General features: G+C 58.7%; 22 protein-coding genes and 1 pseudogene. 9 read left to right on the top strand and 14 right to left on the bottom strand.

Translation table 11 applies throughout. The annotated features are described in order from the left end of the window. Positions 1-202 precede the first annotated feature (202 nt). The 4 genes from HMPREF2765_RS01700 to HMPREF2765_RS01685 form a co-directional block, all read right to left on the bottom strand. Positions 203-1591 carry a PIG-L family deacetylase gene (locus HMPREF2765_RS01700; RefSeq protein ID WP_070604109.1) on the bottom strand — a complete coding sequence of 463 codons (1389 nt, stop codon included), beginning with the start codon at positions 1589-1591 and terminating at the stop codon, positions 203-205. Positions 1592-1858: 267 nt separating this feature from the next. Beyond that, positions 1859-3769 carry a translational GTPase TypA gene (typA, locus tag HMPREF2765_RS01695; protein ID WP_070604108.1) on the bottom strand — a complete coding sequence of 637 codons (1911 nt, stop codon included), beginning with the start codon at positions 3767-3769 and terminating at the stop codon, positions 1859-1861. Positions 3770-3979: 210 nt separating this feature from the next. Further along, entirely contained in the window at positions 3980-4912 is a 933-nt protein-coding gene (locus HMPREF2765_RS01690) for an NAD(+) diphosphatase (protein ID WP_070604107.1), read from the bottom strand. 219 nt (positions 4913-5131) lie between these two features. Then, on the bottom strand, positions 5132-7303 hold the full coding sequence (locus HMPREF2765_RS01685) for an acyltransferase family protein (RefSeq protein ID WP_070604106.1): 2172 nt from the start codon (positions 7301-7303) through the stop codon (positions 5132-5134). 395 nt (positions 7304-7698) lie between these two features. On the opposite strand from HMPREF2765_RS01685, the gene pgi reads away from it, so the two are divergent. Then, a complete protein-coding gene (gene pgi, locus HMPREF2765_RS01680; RefSeq protein ID WP_049353317.1) occupies positions 7699-9375 on the top strand; it encodes a glucose-6-phosphate isomerase in 1677 nt (558 codons plus the stop codon). A 129-nt stretch (positions 9376-9504) separates the two neighbouring features. Here the strand turns inward: pgi and HMPREF2765_RS01675 are convergent, their stop codons facing one another. The 3 genes from HMPREF2765_RS01675 to HMPREF2765_RS01665 all read right to left on the bottom strand — a co-directional run bounded on the left by HMPREF2765_RS01675 (position 9505) and on the right by HMPREF2765_RS01665 (position 11555). After that, positions 9505-10209, bottom strand: a complete 705-nt coding sequence (locus HMPREF2765_RS01675; protein ID WP_070604105.1) for a pyroglutamyl-peptidase I — start codon at positions 10207-10209, stop codon at positions 9505-9507. Between the two features lie 26 nt (positions 10210-10235). Next, complete coding sequence (locus HMPREF2765_RS01670; RefSeq protein ID WP_070604104.1) at positions 10236-10838, bottom strand: LOG family protein; 603 nt, start codon at positions 10836-10838, stop codon at positions 10236-10238. A 165-nt stretch (positions 10839-11003) separates the two neighbouring features. Continuing rightward, positions 11004-11555, bottom strand: coding sequence for an NUDIX hydrolase (locus HMPREF2765_RS01665; RefSeq protein ID WP_210390862.1), 552 nt, complete (start codon positions 11553-11555; stop codon positions 11004-11006). Positions 11556-11806: 251 nt separating this feature from the next. Here HMPREF2765_RS01665 and HMPREF2765_RS01660 point away from each other — a divergent pair, with 251 nt between their 5' ends. Further along, positions 11807-13492, top strand: coding sequence for a hypothetical protein (locus tag HMPREF2765_RS01660; RefSeq protein WP_070604103.1), 1686 nt, complete (start codon positions 11807-11809; stop codon positions 13490-13492). Between the two features lie 138 nt (positions 13493-13630). Here HMPREF2765_RS01660 and HMPREF2765_RS01655 read toward each other — a convergent pair whose 3' ends face one another. Both HMPREF2765_RS01655 and HMPREF2765_RS01650 read right to left on the bottom strand, forming a co-directional pair. Further along, on the bottom strand, positions 13631-15124 hold the full coding sequence (locus HMPREF2765_RS01655) for an amino acid permease (protein ID WP_005508477.1): 1494 nt from the start codon (positions 15122-15124) through the stop codon (positions 13631-13633). Between the two features lie 308 nt (positions 15125-15432). Then, complete coding sequence (locus HMPREF2765_RS01650; RefSeq protein WP_210390860.1) at positions 15433-15945, bottom strand: OsmC family protein; 513 nt, start codon at positions 15943-15945, stop codon at positions 15433-15435. 223 nt (positions 15946-16168) lie between these two features. On the opposite strand from HMPREF2765_RS01650, the gene HMPREF2765_RS01645 reads away from it, so the two are divergent. The 3 genes from HMPREF2765_RS01645 to HMPREF2765_RS01635 all read left to right on the top strand — a co-directional run bounded on the left by HMPREF2765_RS01645 (position 16169) and on the right by HMPREF2765_RS01635 (position 18815). Beyond that, positions 16169-16996 (top strand): AzlC family ABC transporter permease, encoded by an 828-nt coding sequence (locus HMPREF2765_RS01645; RefSeq protein WP_070604102.1) that lies wholly within the window; start codon positions 16169-16171, stop codon positions 16994-16996. A gap of 517 nt (positions 16997-17513) precedes the next feature. Beyond that, entirely contained in the window at positions 17514-17849 is a 336-nt protein-coding gene (locus HMPREF2765_RS01640) for a branched-chain amino acid transporter permease (RefSeq protein WP_005505182.1), read from the top strand. Positions 17850-17858: 9 nt separating this feature from the next. Then, positions 17859-18815: an AzlC family ABC transporter permease gene (locus HMPREF2765_RS01635; protein ID WP_070604101.1), complete on the top strand. Its 957-nt coding sequence runs from the start codon at positions 17859-17861 to the stop codon at positions 18813-18815. Positions 18816-19047: 232 nt separating this feature from the next. Here the strand turns inward: HMPREF2765_RS01635 and tpx are convergent, their stop codons facing one another. Continuing rightward, positions 19048-19548: a thiol peroxidase gene (tpx, locus tag HMPREF2765_RS01630; RefSeq protein ID WP_049327611.1), complete on the bottom strand. Its 501-nt coding sequence runs from the start codon at positions 19546-19548 to the stop codon at positions 19048-19050. Positions 19549-19826: 278 nt separating this feature from the next. Between tpx and HMPREF2765_RS01625 the strand changes: the two genes are divergently transcribed. The 3 genes from HMPREF2765_RS01625 to HMPREF2765_RS01615 all read left to right on the top strand — a co-directional run bounded on the left by HMPREF2765_RS01625 (position 19827) and on the right by HMPREF2765_RS01615 (position 21917). Next, the gene (locus HMPREF2765_RS01625) at positions 19827-20603 is read left to right on the top strand and encodes an LppP/LprE family lipoprotein (protein WP_005508470.1); all 777 of its coding nucleotides are present in this window, start codon (positions 19827-19829) and stop codon (positions 20601-20603) included. Positions 20604-21067: 464 nt separating this feature from the next. Then, the gene (locus HMPREF2765_RS01620; protein WP_005508469.1) at positions 21068-21460 is read left to right on the top strand and encodes a DoxX family protein; all 393 of its coding nucleotides are present in this window, start codon (positions 21068-21070) and stop codon (positions 21458-21460) included. A gap of 199 nt (positions 21461-21659) precedes the next feature. Continuing rightward, positions 21660-21917, top strand: a complete 258-nt coding sequence (locus HMPREF2765_RS01615) for a GlsB/YeaQ/YmgE family stress response membrane protein (RefSeq protein WP_044150247.1) — start codon at positions 21660-21662, stop codon at positions 21915-21917. A gap of 163 nt (positions 21918-22080) precedes the next feature. On the opposite strand, the gene HMPREF2765_RS01610 is transcribed toward HMPREF2765_RS01615, so the two are convergent. Next, a complete protein-coding gene (locus HMPREF2765_RS01610) occupies positions 22081-22449 on the bottom strand; it encodes a zinc ribbon domain-containing protein YjdM (protein WP_012903124.1) in 369 nt (122 codons plus the stop codon). Positions 22450-22788: 339 nt separating this feature from the next. Between HMPREF2765_RS01610 and HMPREF2765_RS01605 the strand changes: the two genes are divergently transcribed. Further along, complete coding sequence (locus tag HMPREF2765_RS01605; protein ID WP_005505155.1) at positions 22789-23001, top strand: TOBE domain-containing protein; 213 nt, start codon at positions 22789-22791, stop codon at positions 22999-23001. Positions 23002-23145: 144 nt separating this feature from the next. Here HMPREF2765_RS01605 and HMPREF2765_RS01600 read toward each other — a convergent pair whose 3' ends face one another. The 3 genes and pseudogenes from HMPREF2765_RS01600 to HMPREF2765_RS01595 form a co-directional block, all read right to left on the bottom strand. Next, a complete protein-coding gene (locus tag HMPREF2765_RS01600; RefSeq protein WP_049341835.1) occupies positions 23146-24324 on the bottom strand; it encodes a hypothetical protein in 1179 nt (392 codons plus the stop codon). Positions 24325-24593: 269 nt separating this feature from the next. Continuing rightward, positions 24594-24797, bottom strand: a pseudogene (locus HMPREF2765_RS09025) (DUF933 domain-containing protein); the annotation flags it as partial. An 85-nt stretch (positions 24798-24882) separates the two neighbouring features. Next, positions 24883-25383, bottom strand: a 501-nt coding sequence (locus HMPREF2765_RS01595) for a hypothetical protein (RefSeq protein WP_168163556.1), incomplete at its 5' end; no start/stop codon positions are given.

The following is a 25383-nucleotide window of genomic DNA, read 5'->3' as shown; positions in this document are numbered from 1 at the left end:
GTGTATTAGACAGCGAACGGCGGCGGGTGGGGGCCTATTTTTTAGGCAAGCCTGCCCTGCCGCCGTTCATTATTTCACCTAGTCAGTGAATTATAAAAATACCCAAATTATATAAATGAAATTTTCGTCACATTAATTTGTGGGTGGGCACAACCCTTTTCCCACCGAGGAAAAACACGCAATAACGCATACTTTTTCTTCGCTATTTATCCCGACCCTCGGCCTTGGCACGCGCACGCTGATGCGCCGAACGGGCCGAGAAGTAGCGCGCATCCTTCACCCGGTTGCGCGTGTACGCGAACATACCCAGCATCGCCGCCACCGGCGCGCCGAACCACCACAGAGCACCGTACAGGCCGATGGCCGAGTGCCCCGGGTTCACGAGCACGAAGGGCGAATCCGGGCGGCCGTAGGCCAGCCAGTACACGGTCACGAAGGCCACGCCGCCCACGATAGCCGCCGTCATGCCGCGGCGCAGGGCAAGCGCGCTCCACAGGGAGGCGAAGAAAATCGTCAGGTAGGCGATGACCAAACCCACGGGCAGGGCAACATCGCCTGCGTACACAACCCAGGCGTGGTAGATGGAACCGGCGACGGCCGCCACGGTGCCCAGAATCACGCCGGTCAGCACCGTGGAGACGAGCCCCGCCTCCTGCGGCTTCGGGTTGACCGTGCGGGTGGGGTCGCCGTCGAGCACGCGGTAGGTCTCAACGGCAGAAATCTTCTGCGGCACCTTATTCGAGTACTCGAAGGTCTTATCGTCCAGCACCGTAATCTGGGTGCGGTGCGCCTCCATAGCCTTTCGCTTGGCGGTGCCGTCGCCGAAGATGGCGGCCTGCACGCGGGTGTCCTCGGGGTTGTACTCGCCCTCAATGCCCCAGGTAAGCAGCGGTCGGTCCTCGTCATCCCCCAGAATCTCCAGGGCACGCTTCACGATTTGGTGCACGCGCACGTGGTCGGGGTGACCGTAGCCGCCGTCGGCGTCGTAGGTGACCAGCACATCCGGCTGAATCTCGTGAATTGCGGCGACCAGGGCCTGCGCCTGCGGTTCGAGGGGCTGGGCGGTCAGCGAGGCATCGCTCGAGACGGGGTTGGCGATGGGCTTACCGTTCGGGCCCCAGGCCATGCCGGAGTCGCGGTAGAGGGCCGGCACGCCCTCGGCGGTGGCCGGCTCCTGACCGAGGAAGAGGTGGCGGTGCACGCCCAGGGCCTCGAGGGCACCGTTCAGCTCGCCCACGCGGTACTCCCCCAGCGCCTCGCCGTTGTCGGTGCATCCGGGCTTACCGACCTCCAGGTGCTGTAGCTGCGGCGGGATGACCTCGCCCAGCTCACCGCGGGTTGCGGTGATGAGGTACACCTCGGCGCCCTTCTGCGCGTAGTATGCCATCGTCGCGCCGGTCGAGGAGGTCTCGTCGTCGGGGTGCGCGTGCACGAAGAGGATGCGCGCCTGCTCCGGATCGTAGTTTGTGGGCAGCAGGTCGCGCTTGGCCCCGGATGCGATGCGCTCACCCTGCGTGGGGTAACTGGGGGTCGCGGCTTCCTGCGGCTTCTGCTGCTCGGCTTCCTGCGGGCTGTTGTCGGATGCGGACACGGGAATTCCCTCTCATAACGCACGGACTGGGATGTGCCTGTAGGGCTCACGCCTCACCCCGCGCGCAGGGCGTCTGCGGGGGTGCACGCTGTCTCAGCACACGGTCTTATCTTACACGGCGGCGGGGGTAGGCTCACCTCAGTATTGAGCGGTCCCGGTTTCGCTCCCCGACCTGCCCGAATACGCCGAGCCGCCGCCCTCTTCCTTCCGGAAGGTGGCGGCGGCTCTTCGAAACGCTACGGCCCGATGGTCGTACCGTCAGCGCAATTAGTTGGCGCGGGCGCGGCGGCGGAACTCGCGGACACGCTCGTTGGAATCCAAGATGACCTTGCGGATACGGATGGCCTCGGGGGTCACCTCAACGCACTCGTCCTCGCGGGCGAATTCGAGGGATTCCTCGAGGGTCAGCTTCTTCGGCGGAGTCAGGTTTTCGAAGTTGTCCGCGGTCGAAGAACGCATGTTGGTCAGCTTCTTTTCCTTGGTGATGTTCACTTCCATGTCGTCGGCACGGGAGTTCATACCCACGATCATGCCCTCGTACACCTCGGAGGTGGGCTCCACGAAGAAGGTGCCGCGCTCCTGCAGGTTAATCATCGCGTAGGGGGTCACCACGCCGGCGCGGTCAGCAATCAGCGAACCGTTGGTGCGGTACTCAATCTCGCCGGCCCAGGGCTCGGGATCAATCGAGTACGAGGAGGAAATGCCGGCACCGCGGGTCTCGGTCAGGAACTGGGTGCGGAAGCCGATCAGGCCACGGGCGGGAACGGCGAACTCCATACGGACCCAACCGGTACCGTGGTTTGCCATGTTCTCCATGCGGCCCTTACGAGATGCCATCAGCTGGGTGACGGCGCCCAGGTACTCCTCGGGCACGTCGATGATCATGTGCTCCATGGGCTCGTACACCTTGCCGTCGATGGTCTTGGTGACCACCTGGGGCTTACCCACGGTCAGCTCGAAGCCCTCGCGGCGCATCTGCTCCACAAGGATTGCCAGGGCGAGCTCGCCACGGCCCTGAACCTCCCAGGCGTCCGGACGCTGGGTGGGCAGAACCTTGATGGACACGTTACCGATAAGCTCGCGGTCCAGGCGGTCCTTCACCTGACGCGCGGTGACCTTTGCGCCCTTGACGCGGCCGGCCAGCGGGGAGGTGTTGATACCGATGGTCATGGAGATCGCGGGGTCGTCCACCTTGATTAGCGGCAGGGGCTTGGGGTTCTCGGCGTCGGTCAGGGTCTCACCGATGGTGATGTCCTCAATACCTGCCACTGCGACGATCTCGCCGGGACCAGCGGACTCTGCGGGAACGCGCTCGAGAGCCTTAGTCGCCAGCAGCTCGGAGATGCGGACGTTCTTGATTTCACCGTCGTGACGTGCCCACGCAACGGTCTGACCCTTCTTCAGGGTGCCGTTGAAGATACGGACCAGTGCCAGACGACCCAGGAACGGGGAGGAGTCCAGGTTGGTCACGTGTGCCTGCAGAACCTCGTTGGGATCGTAGGTGGGGGCGGGCACGTGCTCGATGATGGTCTTGAACAGCGGCTCAAGGTCGTCGTTGTCGGGCAGCTGGCCGTCTGCGGGCTGGTTCAGGGATGCAGCGCCAGCCTTACCGGATGCGTACACCACCGGAACGTTCAGCACAGCGTCCAGGTCCAGGTCGGGGACTTCCTCCGCCAAATCGGATGCCAGGCCAAGCAGCAGGTCCATGGACTCGCCAACGACCTCGTCGATACGGGAGTCGGGGCGGTCCACCTTGTTCACCACGAGGATCACGGGCAGCTTAGCAGCCAGTGCCTTACGCAGCACGAAGCGGGTCTGGGGCAGCGGACCTTCGGATGCGTCCACGAGCAGCACAACGCCGTCAACCATGGACAGGCCGCGCTCCACCTCGCCACCGAAGTCGGCGTGGCCGGGGGTGTCAATAACGTTAATGGTGATGGTCTCACCGTTGGCGGAAGGGCCGTTGTAGAACACGGTGGTGTTCTTCGCCAGAATGGTGATGCCCTTTTCCTTTTCGAGGTCGCCGGAGTCCATGACTCGGTCTTCAACATCTGCGTGGGCAGAGAAGGCGTGGGTCTGCTGCAGCATCGCGTCGACGATGGTGGTCTTGCCGTGGTCAACGTGTGCCACGATAGCCACATTGCGAAGGTCGGGGCGCGAAGCGGTGTTTTCAGACATGCGTTAAGTTTCTCGCTTAAATCTAGGGGATAGTCTTGCCAACGGGTGCGCTCTAGACAGCGCAGGGGGTCACAGGGCAGTACCCACAGATAGGTATCTGGTGGTCGTTGCCGGTTTGGGTGTTTGCCGATGGACCCGCTCTGCGATGAGAACGTTTCCGGGCACGCCAAAACGGACCCCCCTCCGTTGGGCTTAGCTACCAGTGTATCACTAGGGCTTTTCTGCGAGCCACTCATCAATCATGCGGCGAGCGACGGCGTTCGTGCCGGGCAGCTCCAGCTTGGCGGGGTCATCCTCGTCACTGTTGCCACGTTCCTCCGAAATAGCAATCGCCTCACGCAGCTCAGCGGCGGTGAACCAGCGTGCGGCACGAATCTCACCGTCGTGGTGGATGATGGTTTCGTTCTCATCCACGCGCACCCGGTAGCAAATCATGAGCGAACGCGGGAAAGGCCACACATCGCTCATACGGTACTCGGTGCTGAGGGCGTGCAGGCCGGTTTCTTCGTAGACTTCGCGGGCGATTGCCTCTTCGAGGTTCTCGCCAGGGTCAACGAAACCGGCAATGAGGGCGAAGCGGTTGGGGTGCCACTGGCGGTTATTCGCCAGTAGCACGCGCTCGCCGTCGCGGCTGGTCACCAGCGCCATGACGGCGGGTTCGATGCGGGGGAACACCATCTCGCCGGAGGCGGTGCGGCGGATTCCCTTGGAGCCGAGGGGCGCCTCTTCGCCGCTGTAGGCGGAGTAGCTCATGTCGATGAGGTAGTCGCGGCGTGCAAGGGCGGTTGCGTAGTGGGCGCGGCCTTCCGGGTCCTCGTGGACCGGGTAGTACCAGAAGCCACTGCTGGAGGCGCGCACCCGAGGGTTGTTCAGGTTGACGGCGACCTGCGCGAGGGTTTCATCCTCGCAGTAGAGCACGTGCACCTCCGCGCCACTATTCTTCTGGGCGTCAGCGCCGTAAGCGGCGGGGCGGATGACACTGCGTGCAAGGATCACGTCTTCGGTCAGCGGCTCGGCAGCATCGTTACCGGTCAGGTAGTGCACGGTTCCGTCAGCGTTGAGAGGGGTTTCCCCTTCGCGAGAAAGGAGCAGGTAGCGCGGTGTATGAGTATCAGCGGGAGTGTGTTCAGATGAAGAAGTCATAGGTTTTACTCTACTCCGCTCACCTCCATTCCGTTCAAACAGCCCGCGCGCGTGGCAACCGTTTGCCTGGCAAAACCAAAAGCCGACTCCCCTCCCAACTAAACTACCCTCGTTACCCAACAGTCCACGAGGTGTAGAAAAGCCGACAAAGCACAGCAAAGCCCCCTCCCGCACGCAACGGAAGGGGGCACTGCACTCTTCACAATCTTATCAGGTGCGTTACTTTGCGGTGGTTCCCTTCGGGTCCCAACCAGCGGCAAGGGCACGCTCGTAGATAATATCGGTCAGGGTTGCCTCATAGACATTCGTCAGGTGGTTCGAGTCAGCGTACATGTAGACGTTGCCCTGAATCACGGAGCACTTGCCGTCGGGGCAGTACACATCCTTCAGATCGATCTGGTAGGCGCCACGATCAGCGTACTTGGCGAAAATCGGGGCGGCAGGATCATCACCGTACTTTGCTTCCACCGGTTCAGAGCAGTCATCGATATTCTTCGCTTTCATAGCACACATGTACATGTCAGAGGCGAAACGCGGGTTATCGCGAATACCAATAACCTGAATACCTGCGTCGGTTAGCTTGCGCAAAGTCTCGTCTAGACCGGGGTCTACGGTTTCGCCCTCAGCGGTTGCTGCTGTGGTGGTCGAAATAATAAATACAGTAGAGGGCTTGGCCGCCAGAATTTCAGCGGTCGCATTCTCACTGAACGGGATGCAACGCTTCATGAACCCATTCACCGTATTCGCAGGCTGGGTGAAAGGATACGGGCAGCCGGTTAGCAACAGGTTCAGCTGATTAGCACCCACCTGCTTAGAAATGCCTTTCAGAGCTTCTGTCTTCTGCAAGGCATGAGAGCTACCCACCACGGCAAAGAGAGGCGCATCATCGGAAGCGTTCTTCGTGTAGCCGCAGCTAATATCCAATTGTTCATTAGTCAGAACATAAGAGCCCTTACAGCCGGTATCCCAGGGAACGAATAGACTAGTAATAGTCGCATTCTTCGGTATAGGATCAGCCTCAACGAGTTCCTTATCGGGTGAGAGCGCACGCGCACCGGGGTAGGTGTCGACATCATTCTGGACGCTAGCCATCGCATTGCTGATGACCTGCGCGTCACGCTGCTCAGCCAGTGCGCGGGTACCGAGCACGGTCGGTGCGACCAGGGCAAGAATTGCTGCGACGAACGCAATATTGCCAGCCCACGCTGCGTAGGAGGTCACGGGGCGCTTGAACTTCAGCTTGGAGGCGAGTGCCGGTAGGAAGTTATCGGATGCCGAGCGCAGGGGCTTCTCCACGAAGCGGTTCAGAACCCACGCCAGGCCAATCGATGCAGCGATCAGTACGGTGCCTTCGAGGAAGGAGACGCGCGGCTTACCCACGGCGGCGCTGTACAGCACGAGCATGGGCCAGTGCACCAGGTACAGGGCGTAGGAAATGTTGCCCAGGTTCAGCAGCGGCTTGGACACCAGCAGGCGGTCAATTGCGAACTTGTGGTCGGTGCGGCCGGCAATAATGACCAGCGCGCCGGAGAGAATCGGCCACAGCGCCAGGAAGCCGGGGAATGCCTTCTCCACGGGCAGCACGGCACCGCAGGTAATCAGACCGATGGTACCGATCCAGCCCATGGCCACGCGGGTGCCCATGTGCGCGGGCTTCCACTTGAGGGTCATGATGGCGAGCAGGGTACCGACCGCGAACTCCCAGAGGCGGGTGCGGGTGTCAAAGTAGGCGTATGCCGCGAAGTTCTTGGTCTCCCAGACGGAGAACGCGAAGGATGCGCAGAAGACTAGGCCGAAGACCAGCACGGCAGCGGGTACCGGCTTGATACGAGTCTTCTTCACCAGCAGAGCGGCGATTGCGAAGAGCACCGGCCACAGCAGGAAGATCTGACCCTGAATGGACAGGGACCAGAAGTGCAGGAAGGGCGACTTGCCGCCGGTGTTAGAGGCAAAGTAATTCACCGAGTTATTCGCCAGGTTCCAGTTCTGCCAGTAGAACAGGGACGCCTGCGCGTCCACGGCACGTGCGCTCCAGATGGTCGGCGAGAGCACCAGGAAGCTACCGGCGAGGGTCAGCAGAATCACGACCGACGCTGCGGGCAGCAGACGGGTGAACACGTGGGTCCAGTAGTTCAGGAGCTTGAGGGGCTTACCCTCATTGATTTTCCGCATGAAGGAAAGCGAAAGCAGGAATGCGGAAATGAAGAGAAAGACATCCACTCCGCCGGACACCTTACCCACCCACACATGGTAGATCACGACAAGCAGTACTGCGAACGCACGAAGACCCTGGATTTCAGGGCGGAAGCCGCGACTTTCCAGGAAAGATTCGTAGGGAGGATTCTGGTCGGTTTTGGACACACGAATCCCCTTGAAAAGATTAAATGCCATGTTTGGTTGTCCTGAGTGTTAAAGGCTTAGCCTCTACCCCAAAAGTCGTACCGGGTAGAACGCTGTATATGAGCATCTAGTGGATATTTCTTGGGGTGTTTCATGACCCCAGATACTTTGAGCCCTGGTCTAAGATTCTTTGAACTATATAGTCTAATGTTCTTTAAAGTGAAACTTCAAAGATTGTGGGCTTTCTCCCAGTCCCTCTGCGGCTCATTCCCTCTGCCGGTGGATACACACCCGACAAGGCATGTCACCATCTTCGATTTCTTCGAATTGCTCACTTCTTTTCTGTGCCGCTCACAGCAGTGCCAGGTTTCGATTTTTTCGCCGTATCGTTCCATATCACCTTCGAAAGAGATGACAGAGGCACCCGAAAATAAGAGAATGGAACCATGACTACTTCTATTGACCCTACGACCACCTCCGCATGGTCCGCTCTGTCTGCTCACCACAAGTCCCTCACTCCGAACCTGAGCGAATGGTTTGCCGCTGACCCGGAACGCGCGCAGAAGTTCAGCTTCACCGCCGACGAACTGCACGTCGACCTGTCCAAGAACCTGATTACCTCCGAAACCGTTGAGCTGCTGCTCAAGCTCGCTGAAGAGGTCAAGCTGGAGCAGGCTCGCGAGGCAATGTTCTCCGGTGAGCACATTAACGTCACCGAGGACCGCGCCGTACTGCACACCGCGCTGCGCCGCCCCGAGGGTTACACCCCGGCACTGATCGTTGACGGCCAGGACGTAGACGCAGACGTTCACGCCGTGCTGAAGAAGATCTACGCGTTCGCTGAGCGCGTGCGCAACGGCGAGTGGACCGGCATCACCGGCAAGCGCATCAAGACCGTTGTGAACATCGGTATCGGTGGCTCCGACCTGGGCCCGGTCATGGTGTACGAGGCTCTCAAGCCCTACGCAGACGCAGGTATCACCGCACGCTTCATCTCCAACATTGACCCGACCGACGTGGCAGAGAAGGTCTCCGACCTGGACCCCGAGACCACCCTGTTCATCGTCGCGTCCAAGACTTTCGGCACCCTCGAGACCCTGACCAACGCGCGTGTGGCACGCGAGTGGCTGCTGTCCGCACTGGCTGAGGCTGGCGCTCTGGAAGGTAAGGAAGCATCCGAGGCTGTGGCTAAGCACTTCGTGGCTGTCTCCACCGCACTGGATAAGGTCGCAGCATTCGGCATTGACCCCGAGAACGCTTTCGGCTTCTGGGACTGGGTTGGCGGCCGCTACTCCGTAGACTCCGCGATTGGTACCTCCCTGGCTATCGTTTTCGGTCCGAAGGTTTTCGCTGACTTCCTTGCCGGCTTCCACGCAATGGATGAGCACTTCCGCACCGCTCCCCTGGCTCAGAACGTACCCGTTCTGATGGGTCTGCTGAACATCTGGAACGTGAACTTCCTCGGCGCAGAAACCCACGCAGTTCTGCCCTACGACCAGTACCTGCACCGCTTCCCCGCATACCTGCAGCAGCTGACCATGGAGTCCAACGGCAAGTCCGTTCGCGCAGACGGCTCCTTCGTCAACTACGCAACCGGTGAAGTCTTCTGGGGCGAGCCCGGCACCAACGGCCAGCACGCTTTCTACCAGCTGATCCACCAGGGCACCCGCCTGATTCCCGCGGACTTCCTGGCATTCGCTAACCCGGTCCACCCGACCAAGGACGGCGAGCAGGACGTTCACGAGCTGTTCCTGGCTAACTTCTTCGCGCAGTCTCAGGCTCTGGCGTTCGGCAAGACCGAGGAAGAGGTTCGTGCAGAGGGCACCGCAGAGCACGTGGTCAACGCACGTATCTTCAGCGGTAACCGCCCCTCCACCTCCATCATGGCGCCGCGCCTGACCCCGCGCGTTCTGGGCTCCCTGATTGCCCTGTACGAGCACATCACTTTCGTTCAGGGTGTTGTTTGGGGCATTGACTCCTTCGACCAGTGGGGCGTTGAGCTCGGTAAGAAGCTGGCGCTGGATCTGGTTCCCGCTATTGAGGGTGACCGTGAGGTTCTGGCTCGTCAGGATTCTTCGACCGCTTCGCTGATTGACTACTACCTGAAGAACCGCACCAAGTAGTAGCTCAGACCTACACCCGAGGGCTTTATAGCCTGCAGGTGTAGGATGCACAAACCGCCGGATAGGCTCCCGTATTGGGAGGCTATCCGGCGGTTTTGCTATATGGGTTCTAGCTAATACCCCGTGCTGTTAGTCCAGCGCGGGCAGGGTGTCGGAGGCGACCTCCGCAATAATGCGCACCACGGTGGATTCGGGCAGCTGCGGGATGCCCTGCTCGTCGCGTACCACGCCACCGGCGTCACGGTGGGCGGTCAGTTCTACACCTTCGGTCGCCTCGTCACCGTCGGCTCGGGTTGCGGGCACGTGCACGAACCCGGCGGGGATGCTCAGCCCCAGCTCACGGCTGATGCGCTGGCCCTCATAGAACACGTGGTTGCACACGTAGGTTCCGGCGGTGTACGAAATCTCGACCGGCTCCCCCGCCGCACGCAGACGCTCAAAGCTGGCGCGCACCGGCAGGGAGGAGAAGTACGCCTCCTGACCGCCCGGAGCAATCGGCTCATCGCAGCGTCGGTCGCCGTCGTTATCCTCAATGCCCGCGGAGTCCAGATTGATGGCGACCTGCTCGAGGCTCACCACATCGCGGCCGACCGCCACGCCCAGGCTGATGAGCGCGTCGGGTTGCACATCCTGCAGGGCGGCGCGCAGGGCGGCGCTGGATCCGTCGTAGCTGACGGGCAGCTCGCGGGCCACGACGCGCAGGTCCGGGCGGGCGGTATTCAGCGCCCGCACGGCGCCTTCTGCGAGCGCCACGGTGGGGTTGACGGGCACGCCGGGGAACGGTCCGAAGTAGGTCAGTAGCAGGGTGCGTGCCTGATTGGGGGTGGTTGCCATAGTCGTTCTCGTTTTCTGCGTTGGTTTTATTCGGCAGTGTTCTTTTCGGCGGCGTTCTTTTCGGCGGCGCGGCGCTCCAGGTCCTTGGCAAGCGCCTCCAGCAACTCTTCGGGGGTGGTGGCGATGATGAGCTCGTCCAGGTAGCGTTCGTTGAGCAGGCCGGTGGACGCCATGTAGTGCATGGCGTCGATGAGCTTGTCCCAGTAGCCGTTGACGTTCAGCAGGGCAACCGGCTTGGAGTGAATATCGAGGAACTGCCAGCTGAAAACTTCAAAGAACTCTTCGAGGGTGCCGGGGCCGCCGGGCATGGCGACGAACGCGTCAGCCTTCTCAATCATGGCGATTTTGCGCTGGTGCATGGTGTCCACAATGTCGAGGGTGGTCTGGCCGGGGTACACGCCCTCCAGGCCGACCAGCTTGTGGGTGACCACGCCGTAGACCACGCCGCCGGCGTCCAGGGTTGCGCCCGCGACGGTGCCCATGAGGCCGGTGCGGCCACCTCCGTACACCACGCCAATATTGTTCTGGGCGCAGAGGGTGCCGAGCTCCTGGGCGCGGGTGGTGAAGAGCGGGTCGTTGCCGGAGCGTGCGCCGCAGTAGACGGCGAGGTTGTAGTCAGTCTTCTTCATGGTTCTCCTTGGGGTGTATGGGGGTTTCCGGGGTGGAGCGCCTCTATGCGTTCTACCCACGATAGATGTTTCTGTGTTGAGGGTACCGGATGCCCCTGTGTACCTCATGTGTGCGCCCGCCAGTTCAGGGGCACGTTGGGCGCAGTGGTTAGGGTAGCGCGGTGGTTACGGTAGCGGGGTACGTGCCAACAGCGGGAAAATCTGCTCGGTATTCAGGGGTGCCTGCAATGCAGAATCGGAGGGGCTGCTCATGGCGGGGTTGACCCAGCGCAGCTCAGCGATTTCAGCGTGCGGCACCAGCGTAGCCAGCTGCTCGTGTTGCTCATCGGTGGGGGCGTATTCGAAGGTTTCGGCGCGCACCGTAAAGCCTGCCTCGTTCAGTGCGGCGGCCTCTAGCAGTCCGAGATGGTGCATCCGGTCGGGGTCGGGGGTGAGCCCGATTTCTTCGCTCACTTCGCGGCAGGCGGTCTGTAGCGGGGTCTCCCCCGGTTCGGGTTTGCCGCCGGGCATCATGAACCCGTCACTGCCCCGTTTGCGCACGGTGAGTACGAGCCCGTCCCGGTTGCGGATTGCCACGGCGCACACGTTGACGACGCGGTGCGTGCTGTCGATGGCGCTGTGCTCAGTAGCGCTGTACTCACTAGCGTTGGGTTCGGCGGGCGGGGCGGGCGGGGGGACTGCTTCTACTCGGTTCTGCGGGTTCTTCTGCGTGGGCATCTTTCTACCCTAGCATTTCCGTATCCTCCAGCAGGCGCTGTGCATGTTTGTCTTATTCATCCGCCCTATTGTGCGCCCTGCAGGCGTTGGTTTTACGTAATATTTCGGCGAGTTATCTTATGTCCGGTTCATGCGTTTAGGTGCGTGTTACGGTGTAATTAACCGCGATGTCGCGGTACCGTATACGCACTCGACTTGGCGCGATACAGGAAGAGTGCGGATCACTCAATCACCCATGTAGAAGGAACTTCATGATGGCTAACTCTTCTCGTGCCCGCCGCTACGGTAGCGCCGGCGCTTCTGTTCTTCTTGCCGCATCCTTGAGCTTGTGCGCTCTGCCTTCTGTTGCAGCGGCTAATACCCCGAATCCGGATAACCCACCGGTTATTACGGTCTACAACTACAAGGTTGAAACCAACACCCGTGAGTTGAAGACCGCCCTGCGTCTGAACAAGATTACGTTCAAGGCATCGAAACTGCCCGCGAAAACTACCGCTTTCGCCCCGGCATTGCACGAGGCAAACCATAGGGGTTTCCCGTTTCTGAACCCGATTCAGACGGTGCGCGTTGAGGGCCCGTTCAAGGACGGCACGGCGACTGCGACCCATTACGTTCCCGGTAGCCTGATTGACCCGGCGAAGAACTACAGCTTCGTCGCTAATATCATCGTTGATGGTTACGGGGGCGGTCAGGTTCTGCGCATGGACGTTGTGAAGGATAGCGCCGCACCGGTTCTGCACGTGGATTCGCCGCGTCTGAACACCAAGGGTGAGACCGTGTTGAAGGTGCGCGGTACCGGCTACACCGGTGAGGCGACCCCGCACGGTGTGCGCGTGGTGGTGTCTGATACGAATGTGTGGGTTCCCGGTCGTTTTCCTCAGCAGGGTATGCGTTTCGTGGCTGAGGTGACGGTGCCTGCTTCGCAGATTCACAACGGTGTCTTTGAGACGGAGGTGAAGGTTCCGGCGGATGTTGCGGCGACACTGAATACCTCTCACAAGTACATTGCGGGCACCATGGCGGCTGGCGTTGAGGGTGCTGAGTACGGCTCGTTTGATGCTCAGAAGCCTCTTGAGCTTTTCGCACAGGAGCCCGTGGTTTCTGCGGTTCCGACCTATGCTCCGACGGTGGCTCCTCTGCCGGAGGCAACCGTGGGCGTAAACCCGACCGACGCACCCACCGTAGCACCCCTGCCCGAGGCAACTATCGGTGTAAACCCCACCGATGCACCCACCGTAGCTCCCCTGCCCGAGGCAACCGTTGGTGTGAACCCGACCGACGCACCCACCGTGGCACCCCTGCCGGAAGCAACCATTGGTGTAAATCCCACTGACGCACCGACCGTGGCTCCCCTGCCCGAGGCAACCGTTGGCGTAAACCCGACCGACGCACCGACCGTTCCTGCACTGCCGGAAGCAACCATCGGTGTAAACCCGACCGACGCACCCACTGTCCCCGCACTGCCGGAAGCCACCGTTGGCGTTAACCCGACCGACGCCCCGACGGTTCCCGCTCTGCCGGAAGCAACAGTCGGCGTGAACCCCACTGACGCACCGACGGTTCCCGCTCTGCCGGAAGCAACCGTGGGCGTGAACCCGACCGACGCACCCACGGTGCCTGCGCTACCGGAGGCGCCGGTTGCCGATAAGACCTCGAACGCTGACAAGCTGGAGGACGCAACCGTGGCGCATCCCAAGAGTAAGCCAGCTCAGAGCAAGCCCTCTCAGGAGGCTCCGGTGACCGCCGCCCGCTCGGCTAAGGACACCCTGGCAAAGAACACCCCGGCAAAGGACAGCCTTGCTAAGGAGAGCAGCCCCAAGAAGGCTACCCTGGCGAACACCGGCGCATCCAGTGTTGGCGTGATTGTTGGTATTGGCGTTGTCGCGATTTGCGCGGGTCTGGGGTTGAGCGTTCTGCGCTCGCGCCGCCACTCCTAAGAGCTGCAGGGCATACAGCCTAGCTCTCCCGTGCGGAATAAACTGCAGATAGCAAAGAGCCGCCGGCTCCCCTCAGTCAGGGGAACCGGCGGCTCATCACGTATCAGCTCATTCAATCAGCTGGCGCAATCGTTCGCGTTACTTCGAAGCCTTAACCTCGATGCCGCTCACGTCAATCTGTTCCAGCGGAATCAGGCGGTCACGAGTGACCACGCGGTGTACCAGCCAGACCGCGATAATCACGGGCAGACCAATGTAGGAGCTGAGCACACCAGCCCAGTCACCGCTCAGGAACGCCTCGTAGTTCTGGCCACCAATAACAACCAGGCACATGAGGAAGGCGATAATCGGGCCTGCAGGGAAGAACGGCGCCACGTAGGGCAGGTCCTTCAGGCTGTTACCCTGCTTCAGGTATGCGCGGCGGAAACGGTAGTGCGCCACGGCGATACCCACCCAGGTGATGAAGCCAGCCAGACCGGACACGTTCACCAGCCACAGGTACGCACCATCGGGGGAGAGCAGTGCGGCGATGAAGCCGACCGCGCCGATTGCTGCGGTTGCCAGCAGTGCGTTCATGGGCACACCACCGGAGTTGATGCGGGTGAACATCTTCGGCGCCTTACCCTCCTGCGCGAGCGCGAAGAGCATACGAGCCGAAACGTACAGGCCCGAGTTACCCGCAGAAAGCACTGCGGAGAGAATCACGGCGTTCATGATGGCTGCCGCGAAGGCGATACCCGCACGCTCAAAGATGAGGGTGAACGGGGAGATATTGATGTTGCCGTCCGCTGCGGTGAGCAGGTTCGGGTCGGAGTAAGGAATCAGGAAGCCAATGACGACCATTGCGCCGATGTAGAAGAGCATGATGCGCCAGAACACGCTGGTCAGTGCGCGGGGCACGTCGCGGCGGGGGTTCTCAGATTCGCCGGCAGCCACACCGATCATTTCGGTGCCCTGGAAGGAGAAGCCTGCCACCATGAAGATGGCGAGTACGGCGGGTGCGCCGCCGACGAAGGGTGCCTCACCGACGGTCCAGTTGGAGACGCCCGGGGAGCTACCGCCCAGGATGCCGAAAATCATGGCGATACCAGCGATGAGGAAGACGACCACGGTAACGACCTTGATGGTTGCGAGCCAGAACTCGCTTTCACCGTAGGAGCGTGCCGAGAGGGCGTTGATGCCGGTCAGCAGCACGAGGAATCCTGCCGCCCACACCCAGGATGGGATGTCCGGGAACCAGTACCTCATCACCTCGCCGACGGCGACGAGCTCGGCGGCGACGGTAATCGCCCAGTTGAACCAGTAGTTCCAGCCCATGGCGAAGCCGAAGGACGGGGACACGTAGCGTGCCGCGTAGGTCTGGAATGCGCCGGGGACGGGCAGGTGCGCAGCCATCTCGCCGAGGGACTGCATGAGGAAGAGCACCATGATGCCGATGAGGGCGTAGGCGAGGATTGCGCCGCCGGGGCCTGCGGTGGAGATGGTCTTACCGGAGGCGACGAAGAGGCCGGTGCCGATTGCGCCGCCGATTGCGATCATCTGCATGTGGCGGGCGGAGAGGCCTCGCTTCAGTTCACCCTCTGCGGGGGTGGCTTCCGATGCAGCGCCGGAAGTCTCTGTAGGCTGTGCCATGTCAGGTCTTCTTTCTGAGGCTATTGCTTCGTGCGTTTGCTAGCGCTCTAGTCTGGTGTCCAGTCTAGTCCTGCTGCTGGTGGTGCCGCCGAAGGTTTGTGCCTGGGTCAAGAAATTCTTTAATCATAAGGATTTCTTACGTACCGTAAGTTTTCCTAATCTGAGGGTCAATCCTACTCGCTTTTAAGGCTCTTTTCCACCCAAAACCACAAAAACACAGAAAAACCCTCCCGCACCGCTCATGTATATGCGGTACGGGAGGGTTCCATATCAGGCGAGTTCGCCCAGGTTATTTAGCTCGCCCGGCTTTAGTCAGCCAGGTTGTGGAACGAAACGTTCGTGGGGTGCTCCACGGTACGGGAGACGGTGCAGTCCTTCTGCTCGCTGAGCTGAATCAGACGGTCCACCATCTTCTGTGCCTTGGCGCCCTGCTCATCCTCGGGGAATCGCACGTCAAAGTCCACCTCAACGTCGTCGAGGCGCACCGCGCCGTCTTCGGTCTGCTTCAGCGCCGAGGCGAGCACCTCGAACACCTCGGGGGTGGAGCGGCGGGAGGTGCCCGCGTCCACATCCACGGAGGAGCAGCCGGCAATCGCGGCGAGCAGCAGCTCGACGGGGGTCAGCAGGCCCTCGCCCACACCGAAGTCGAGGGTTGCGCCATTGGCACCGTAGGCACGGTAGCGCAGACGGTCGATGCGCTCGATCTTGGTCTGGCGGTAGTTGTCGAGTTCGCGGCGTTCCTGCTGGCGCGAGTACACCTTCTTCTGCTCTTCAGCAGTCTGCACACTGTTGTTCTGCTCAGCGTTGTTCTGTTCAGCCATTGAGGTTCCTTTCGAGTTGTCTGCGCGGTCACTAGGTTATTCAGCGCCGCGTTGTTTAGCGTCATTCACTATAAGCGTGTTTCTCATTATTTTATTCCCGGACTCTTTTTCTCGTCGGTCAACCGCTTGCTCCTATACACTGGAAAACCGCGGCGGAGCTTCGAAGTCCCTCACGCACACAGTAGATTTTTTGAAGAGCACAACATACACAAGGAACTCTTTTATGGCACAGACCCCCGGCACTGGGCGTCCCGGCACTGGGCGTACGAGCACGCAGAATGATTTCCGCTTGGCTGTTGCGGATTCTTCCGTGGTGATGCTCGGTATCACTGTGCTGGGTTTGGGTTTGGGTATTATCCTCAACGCTCACGGCCTGCCGATCTGGTCTGCGTCGCTGCTATCTGCCCTAGTTTTTGCCGGTTCGGTGGAGTTCCTCATGGTGGGCATGGTCAGTGGTGGCGCGCCCCTAGCGTCGATTGCGTTGACGGTGTTCCTGGTGAATGCGCGCCACCTGGTGTACGGGCTCTCCTACCCACTGCATAGTGTGAAGGGTTTCTGGGCTAAGGCTCTGGCGATTCACACTCTTTGCGATGAGGCGTTCGCGGTTAACTCCGGTCCCGATCGTAATGAGCGTTCGGGGGCGCGCATTCTGTGGGTGAACGTGCTGATTTACGTGTCGTGGGTTCTGAGCGTAGTCCTCGGGTATGTGCTGGGCGCGAGCTTCCTCAGCAGCCTGAAGGGTGTGGACTTCGTGATGGTGGCTATCTTCACGGTTCTTGCGATGGACGGCTACCGCGCCAACCCGGATCGTGTGACGGCGCTCTTTGTGGCGGTTTCGGCAGCGGTTGCGCTGATTTTTGCGCCGTCCTCGTTCCTGGTGGTGGCTCTGGGTTCGTATGTGATGCTGCTGCTGGCGCGTTTCCCGGTGGCGAAGCGCCGTGGTACGCTGCCGCATCGTGCTGTGCATGAGGTAGCGGCTGAGGCTGAAAGCGCCGCGGAGACCTCAGGCACCGCCGCTACCGCTGATGCTCCCGCTTCCACACAGCGGTAAGAACGTTACATACGTGTTCGAAACCGGTTAGGATAGATGAGTGGAGCTTCGCTCTCCCCTCTTTCTATTTCTAGGATTACTAAGATGCCTCCCGCGCGAACCTGCACGGAGGCTCCCAGAGGTGAAGGTACCCCATGACTCAGATGAAAGACACCGCTAAGGAAACTAGCGACGCAGAACGCTGTGCCGCCCCGGAGTAACACCGCACCGGGAGCGGCATCACCCGAGGTCACACACGAGAACTACTGTCGCGCGCAACTACCCGCGCTGAACTATCCACGCAGAAAACTCGTGCAGGAGGAACAACCCTCCGCCTCCATGTTTCGCGGCTTTCATCAACTCACGTACCTACCGCACTACTTAGCCCCCAGCCTCTTCTTCGGTTGGGCTCTCCCTACCCTTTTTCGCGGATGCTTTCACGGCTTCACCCGCGCCCCTCTTTCGGGGACTCTTCCCCCCCTTTCGGGGCACTCTTTCGGAGTCTTTCGCTGAGTATGTGCAGAAAGAGAAAATCTTCATGAACAGTGAAGTGACCACCGGCTATATTCTTGCCGCAATTCTTGTGGCTGCAGGTATTACGTTCCTGCTTCGTTTGCTTCCCTTCGGCCTGAAGAAGGCTCTGGCTGGCTCCGAACTTTTGGATGCGCTCAGCCACTGGATTCCGCTCGGCGCGGTTGCGCTACTTGCCATCTATGCGGTGGCGAAGATTAATTATTCTTCCGTTGAAACGGCGGCACCGTACCTGGCGGGTCTGGTGGTGACCGTGGGGGCGCACCTGTGGCGTAAGAATATGGTGCTGAGCATGGTGGCGGGTACCGTCACCTGCGTTGTGCTGGCTAACTGGGTTTTCTAGGGGGTCATGATGAGCATTTCTAAGAACTCTGTTTCTTCCCCTGCTGTTTCTTCTCAGCCCGCACCTCAGCAGGCGAGCCAACCCGCGCCCCATCAGGCTTCTCCCGAGCAGGTGGAGCAGGTCATTGCTTCTGCGCTTCCGCTAACCGGAATGATTCCCGTGGTGGAGGCGCCAACCTCCCCCGATGCACAGGAGCCTCAGCAGCCGCGCGAGAGCGGCTTCGCCGAGGCGATGCGCACCGCCGGCGTGATTATGCTGGGTCTGTTCTTTGTCGGCATTGGTCTGGGCGTGCTGGTGCACAGTTACGGCCTGCCGTTCTGGGTGGCTCCCCTGCTGCCGCTCCTGGTTTTTGCCGGTTCGGTGGAGTTTGTGCTGATTGATATGGTGTCGAATCACGCCTCGCTGTTCTCTATCGCGGTGATGACTCTGCTCATTAATTCACGCCACCTCATGTACGGCCTGTCCTACCCGATTGAGCGGGTGCGTGGTGGTTTGGCAAAGTTCTACACCGTGTACACGCTCATCGATGAGGCGTACGCGCTGAACACCGGACCGGACCGCCATAAGCTTCGTGCCTCCCGCATCCTGTGGATCCACGCGGGCCTGCACCTGAGCGTTCTGGCGAGCGCTACGCTCGGTTATGTGCTGGGTGCAAGCTTCTTGAGTGAGCTCAAGGGCGTGGATTTTGTGATGACGGCGCTCTTTGCGGTGCTCGCTATCGATGCGTATCGCAGTTCTAAGGACCGCACGACTGCCGCTATTGCGGGTGTGTCTGCGGTGATTGGCTTGGTGTTGGCGCCGCAGTCGATGCTGCTGATTTCGATGGTGGTGTACATTCTGCTGCTGGTGTCGCGTTTTGTGGTGGCTAAGCGCCGCGGCACCCTGCCGGAGCATATGCTGGTCGCGGATGAGGAGCCCACCGAAGCCTCCGAAGCTCCCGGTCATCCCGACGCCTCCGCGCGCTAAGTCTGGATATAGTAAAGCGCCCCGCCCACCCGAAATACCGGGTGGGCGGGGCGTTATGCTGTCGCCAGCCGCATGTGTGGGTGAACCCTAGATCATGCACTGTAGACGTTCAGTATCTGCTGTGCTGTTTACCGCCAGGTGTCCCTGACGGAAGTACTATGCGGATGCCGGCACCTTGTCCGGCTCCCGTACTAAGCTTACTTGATAGCTACTAGTTGATAGCTATTAGGGCTTACTTGATAGCTGCCAGGGCTGCTTCGTAGTTGGGCTCGTTGGTGGTTTCGGGAACCAGCTCGGTGTAGACAACCTCACCGTCGGGGTTCACGACGACCACGGAGCGTGCCAGCAGACCAGCCAGGGGGCCGTCCACGAGCTTCACGCCGAAGTCCTCACCGAAGGAGGAGCGGAAAGCGGAGGAGGTCACAACGTTCTCAATGCCCTCGGCTGCGCAGAAGCGGCCGATTGCGAAGGGCAGGTCGTTGGAGACGCACAGCACGACGGTGTTCTCCAGGCCTGCAGCCTGCTTGTTGAAGGTGCGGACGCTGTTTGCGCAGACACCGGTGTCGACGGAGGGGAAGATGTTCAGCACCAGGTTCTTACCTGCGAAATCTGCGGAGGAAATCTCGGAGAGATCAGCCGCGAGAACCGAGAATTCGGGCAGCTTTGCGCCGACTGCGGGCAGGTCGCCGTTGGTGTGGATTACGAGTTCGTTCTGTAGAGTTACTTCAGCCATGCCTTCATTGTCCCCCGGATAGGGCGGGTGTGCAAGGGGACACAGGCACTAGCGGGCAGAGTTTCCGCATAGCTGATTTTCTGCTACGTTGCTTCACTTCTTCTGGCCCTGCTGTAGCGGCTGTCTAGCGGTAATCCTGGTCTGTGACTCTACGGTAACGAACGGCACTGACTGCACGCACCGCGTGCTCGCCTCTTTTTCCCTATACTGGACGAGTTCACACTATTCACTTCTTGACCAGCACCGATGCGCGTTGCCGCGCATCTTCAGGAGTATTCATGTCTTCTAATCGCCGCCGTTTCACCGGCCGTACCGCTTTGGCTCTACCTGCGTTGGGCGCCGCTCTAGCTCTTGTTGTCACTTCCTGCTCGGCAAGCACTGATTCTGCTGTTTCGGGTACCGTGGTGTCTTCTTCTGGTAGCGCTTCTGCCTCCGCGAGCGCGACCTCCACTCAGGCACTGTTCCCGACCCCGTCGGCGAGCCCGAGTGCATCCGCGAGCGCTACCCCGAGTGCTTCGTCGCCTGCTCCGGTGCCGTCGGTGGTGACGATTACGGTTCATGCTGAGCCGACCGCATCCGAGTCGAAGTCGGATTCCAAGTCTGAGGCTAAGTCTGAGTCTAAGAAGGATTCCACCTGCGCGTCTGATTCTGCATCGACCGTGGTGTCTAAGGCTCTGCGCGAGCTGAAGAATAAGAGCAAGTGGGATCAGTGGACGAACGTTTCGCGCACGTACGAGGGTTACGATCCCTGTGCTGAGCTGTCGTGGATTGACGCGATTCCGGGTTCTTCCCCGTCTGATTGCTGCATCTCCTCGATGGCGCACCACATTCTGCTGTTCCACCGCGGCAAGTTCATTGGTACCGCAACCTATGAGCCGTACTCGTTCTCTCCGGTGATTACCCGTACCTCGGACAGCTCGATTAGCGTGACCTACCGTTACGTGAAGGGCGATGAGAGTTCCGCCAGCGCGAGCGGTCGCACGACTGCTGAGTTCAGCTGGAGCTCTTCGCAGAACAAGGTTGTGATGACCGGTGAGGTTCCGCCGAGCGAATAGCCGGTTCACCTTATAGGCTACGTGTTTGATGCCCAAGAAGTTGGGCATACGAGAAACCCGCCGTCTCGCATATGGTGCATATGTGAGACGGCGGGTTTTCCGTTGCTTAAGGATATGTAGAGTGCCCGAGGGCTAGCTATTTAGGCAACGAACTTCTTGTAACCGAAGTATGCAGCGCCTGCCAGGATAGCGATGAACAGAATCTTCTTCATGGTGTACTCCTTTGATTGTTCCGATAGGCACCCGGTGTTTCACCCCATCTGGCGACTCACCTAAAGGTGAGGGCAGGCGGGGCGTCATCCGCACGTGGTGCCGTTGCTCCCTATCTTACCTGCTTTTGAACAACGTTTTTCCGTTTGGCGCGCTGAGTCCACATTCTAGACAGTCAAACACGCGCAAACACGCAGCGGTTCAGCGTGCCATTGAGCCAAGGAATACGCCTCTGACAGGCGCATAATGGGAGCATGAGTATTTTTAAGAAGAAAGAGTACAGCGCTGAGCGCTCGGCTACTCGTATGGCTCGCGCCCTCGCTGTGATGGGTGCGCTGCACTTCATCATCCCGGATCCCTTCGACTCGATTGTGCCGAAGTACCTGCCGGGTCCTGCCCACGCGTACACTCACGGTTCGGGTGTAGCTGAGCTGGGCACCGCTGCCCTGCTGGCTAATGATAAGACCCGCCGCGCCGGTGGTCTGCTTGCGGCTCTGCTGTTTGTTGCGGTGTTCCCCGCGAACATTCAGATGGCTCTGGATGCCCGTAACCAGTCCACTCAGCGTAAGGCTATTGCGTATGGTCGCCTGCCCCTGCAGCTGCCGCTGATTTGTAGCGCTCTGAAGATTTGGCGTAAGTCGAAGTAGTCAATACATTCACCATTCGATACATTCGACACTCATCTCATTGACGAGAAAAGCACCTTAGCGTTTTAGAGATAAAACACTAAGGTGCTTTTAGCTTAATAAAAGCTCATATAAGCTCTTCTTATATCATATTTACGTATAATTGAAAACAACATACTATCTGCCACAGTGGCAGATATATAAACCCAAGGAGATTACAATGGGTACTTTTATTGGCACCATTATTACCGGCGCAATTATTGGTGCACTTGCACGCTTCTTTATGCGAGGCCGCCAGAACATTTCGATTCTTTGGACCATTATCTGCGGTGCTGTCGGCGCAGCTATCGGTACCTGGGCAGCGACCCAGCTGGGTGTTGCAGACACTAGCGGCATTGACTGGATCCGCTGGATTATCTCAATTATTGCTGCAATGCTGACCATTTCCCTGTACATGGGCTTGACCGGTAAAAAGTAAAGAGATATTTGCTAATTTCTTTTAAAACCTAAGCAATTTTTATAAAGCATAAGGCGGCACCTCCCCTAGCGTGAGCTAGTGCGGGAGGTGCCGCCTTTTCTGCGCCTCGCAGGAGGCATTACGTCTTCTTGGCTTATATCGCCTTGGCTTATGCCTTCTTCGCTTATGCCTTCTTGACGACGGAGGACTTCAGGTACATCTGGCCTGCGCCGGGGACCTTCGCCTCAATGTCGTGGCCGTTGACGGGGGATTCGAGCAGGCGGATGCCGCGCACCTTGGTGCCTGCCTTGATGTCTGCGCCGCCCTTGACCTTCAGGCCCTTAACGATGGTGACGGAGTCGCCGTCGACGAGCTCGTTACCAACGGAGTCGAGAACCTTGGAGCCTGCCGCTTCTTCGGTTTCGCCTGCTGCGGTGCGTTCCCATTCGTGGCCGCACATGGGGCATGCCCAGAGTTCGCCCATTTCGTAGGTGTAGTTTTCGCTGCATTCGGGGCAGGCGGGTGCTTCGATGTCGTTGAGATTTTCGCTCATGGTTCCTTCTTCGATCTGTGCGGATGGGCCGCTCCCCTACGGTGTGTGGCTGCGGCGTGTGGGCGCGCGTCAGCCAGGCAAGGGGTGCGACGGTGGAGGGTGCGAGGGTTCTCGCGTTCGTGCTGACTATACCATTTGGCGGGTGTGAACCGCATGTGCGGGGCTGGTTTTTGCCGGTCTTTTGGGGTGGGTGCGGGGCGTGGGTGAAACCGAAAATAAAATTTGCCTGGTTTGTGCGTAATATTTACGAAAATTCGGGTTTTTGCTCATTATGCAGAAGATAAGGCGTGTAAAGTATCTAGAGCATTTGTACGTTTATTGAGTGAAAGGCACGGCTTCATGAAGCTTTCTGCACGTAACCAGTTCGCTGGCAAGGTTGTTGAGATTACTGAGGGTGCAACCAACGGCATCGTTAAGATTGAGATTGCCCCGGAGGTTGTTATCTCTGCTTCCATCACCAACGAGTCCATCAAGGAACTGGGTCTGAAGGTGGGCGAGACTGCTTACGCAGTCATCAAGGCGTCTAACGTTATGGTTGGTGCTGACCACTAATCCCGGTCGATAAGACTTATATCCGGGCGACTGTATTATTCGGCGCGCGAGGGTTAATAGGGCGGAGCCCCGCACTGTGTGTACAGTGCGGGGCTCCGCTTTTATGCTTTTATCGCTTAGACATTGAAGCGGAACTCCACCACGTCACGGTGTAACTCGACGTTTCAGGGTGGTAAGCGATAACCTACGAGGAGAGGCCCCATTCCAGGGTCCAATTTCCGTGGCTGCCTTTTCCAGCCCTTCCCCATAGGTTTCCCACAATTTGGGGCACTTTTCACTGATCCACTCGAATCCCTGGCGGACATCGGCGTCATCAATTCCCCAGTCCCTTATGCAATCCGATTCAATTGCGGAAGCTAGATTCTCAATCATCCACTTCGATTGAAGGTCATCGACATCGGCAACCCATCCAACCGCTCTGATGAGCCAGGCGGCTGTAGCAGTCACGCGCTCAGTCGCTCCTTCAAGTTCCCACTCATCAAACGAGCATAGGGCACCTTGACGTAGCAGAGAAGCAAGAGCTGTAGCAATTCCATATTTCAGCGCCCTTACCTCTTCCTCAAATAACCTCCCGTCTTGGCACCGCGGTTCCAAATCTCTGACTGCCAGGAGGGTACCTGTCAGAACATTCAGTTTAAGACCTCCAGGAGCCTGGGAATCAATCCTCTCAACCGCTTCAAGAAGACCGCTTGCTACAGGGGGATGGAGATTAACCAGATCCCGGTAGAAGGAGTGACCTGGACGTTGCTTTTCTGCCGTCGGTCCCGTAACAAGCGCGACGATACGCGAGTCCTCAATCGTTGCTCCCTGTCTTATTGCTTCCTTAATAAATTCGAGCAATCCGGGATAGGGTTGGTGTCCGTCACTTTCTGCATAACGGCGCTCGAACCCGTCAACATAATGGCTCACAACAGCATCAGTTAGGTTATCTTGCACCTTCACGCCGTCGGACGATCCAGGAAGCGGAAGAGCAGGATTGTCGCGAAGAAGAGTGAGAAGGAATTCCCGGTCCTCTTTCTTATACCCACTAACTTCCTCCCATAACGTCACCAGATGCGGGGGTTCTGTGGCTCGATTAATAATCCCCGGTAGCTCATCGCGTCGCTGGCGTTGAGAAACTAACGTTTGACTCTCGAGGAATTTGGCTTGCAACTCACTGTCACGTCTTGCTTGTTTGGCTTGCGACTTGCTGTCACGTTTTGATTGCCGTAATCCTAGCGCCCATAACACAACAGGGATTATGAGGGCCGCTAAGCCCACGAGAAACATCGGGTCGTCCCACGCCAATTTAGCTGAAAGAGAATTCCACCAGTCGATTATCATTTCTTGCCTCCTAAACACTGAAGCCGAGCTCAACCAAGTCATCATGCATCAGCAATATTCTGCGTTTCCTCAGTTACTTCTGCCGGCGGAGGTGTGAGATATTCCCCCGCACGACGAGTTGTAGTAATGTATTGACGATAATTTTTACAATCTCTTTTTGATATAGCGGCTTACATTACGCATTAAGGGTACAAAAAATCCGGTGACAGTGAGATGAATTTCGTCATCCCTCCGTCACCGGATTCTCAAAGTCCTATCGACCCGTCAGATTAGACGTTGAAGCGGAACTCCACCACGTCGCCGTCCTGCATGATGTAGTCCTTGCCCTCCATACGGACCTTACCGCGAGCTTTCGCCTCCGCCATGGAGCCAGCCTCATCCAGATCCTTGAAAGACACAACCTCAGCCTTAATGAAGCCACGCTCAAAATCAGAGTGAATCACGCCGGCAGCCTGCGGCGCAGTATCACCCTGGATTTTTCCTTCGCTTCATATCAACTACAGTAAAGGTATTTTTTTACAAGACTAACGCCAGAAACTATCTAAACCACATTTACTATTACATATAATTTTGTCGCAACCAGGCAATCGCCTCCATGTACGAATTGAATGATGCATTTATGTCAGTTGAGTTAGAATATCTAATCTGAATCTCGACCCGCGTAAATTTAAGATCATCAGGCATCCCTTTAGAGTTTTTCATTCTTGCGAGAAATCCAAGAGCTTCATCAAGATTCTGAGCAACATAATTTACGCCATACAGGGGAAGAATAAATATGCTGTCAATTTTACGGGATAGATGCTCTCGCAATCGTCCAGCAAAATTACTAAATTGATTTTCAGCATTCTCACGAAGGGACAAAATAACATTTTGTTGCCCCGCCTCCCCAATCGACGCCCAACGCTTAACTTGAGCCGCCATATGGTCCGCAGATGTCTTCTCATCAAACCAAAAGTCTATATTTTCGACCCGAAATGAGTCGACTAACAGTTCCATTGGAAAGTGCAAAACATCAATTCCCTGAGACTCCATCTGGCTAATCCCCCCTTGAGTCCATTC

This window comes from Rothia sp. HMSC062H08 (assembly GCF_001810775.1).
In the GTDB taxonomy this organism is placed as follows: Bacteria; Actinomycetota; Actinomycetes; order Actinomycetales; family Micrococcaceae; genus Rothia.
This window is presented reverse-complemented; position numbering and strand designations above follow the sequence as displayed.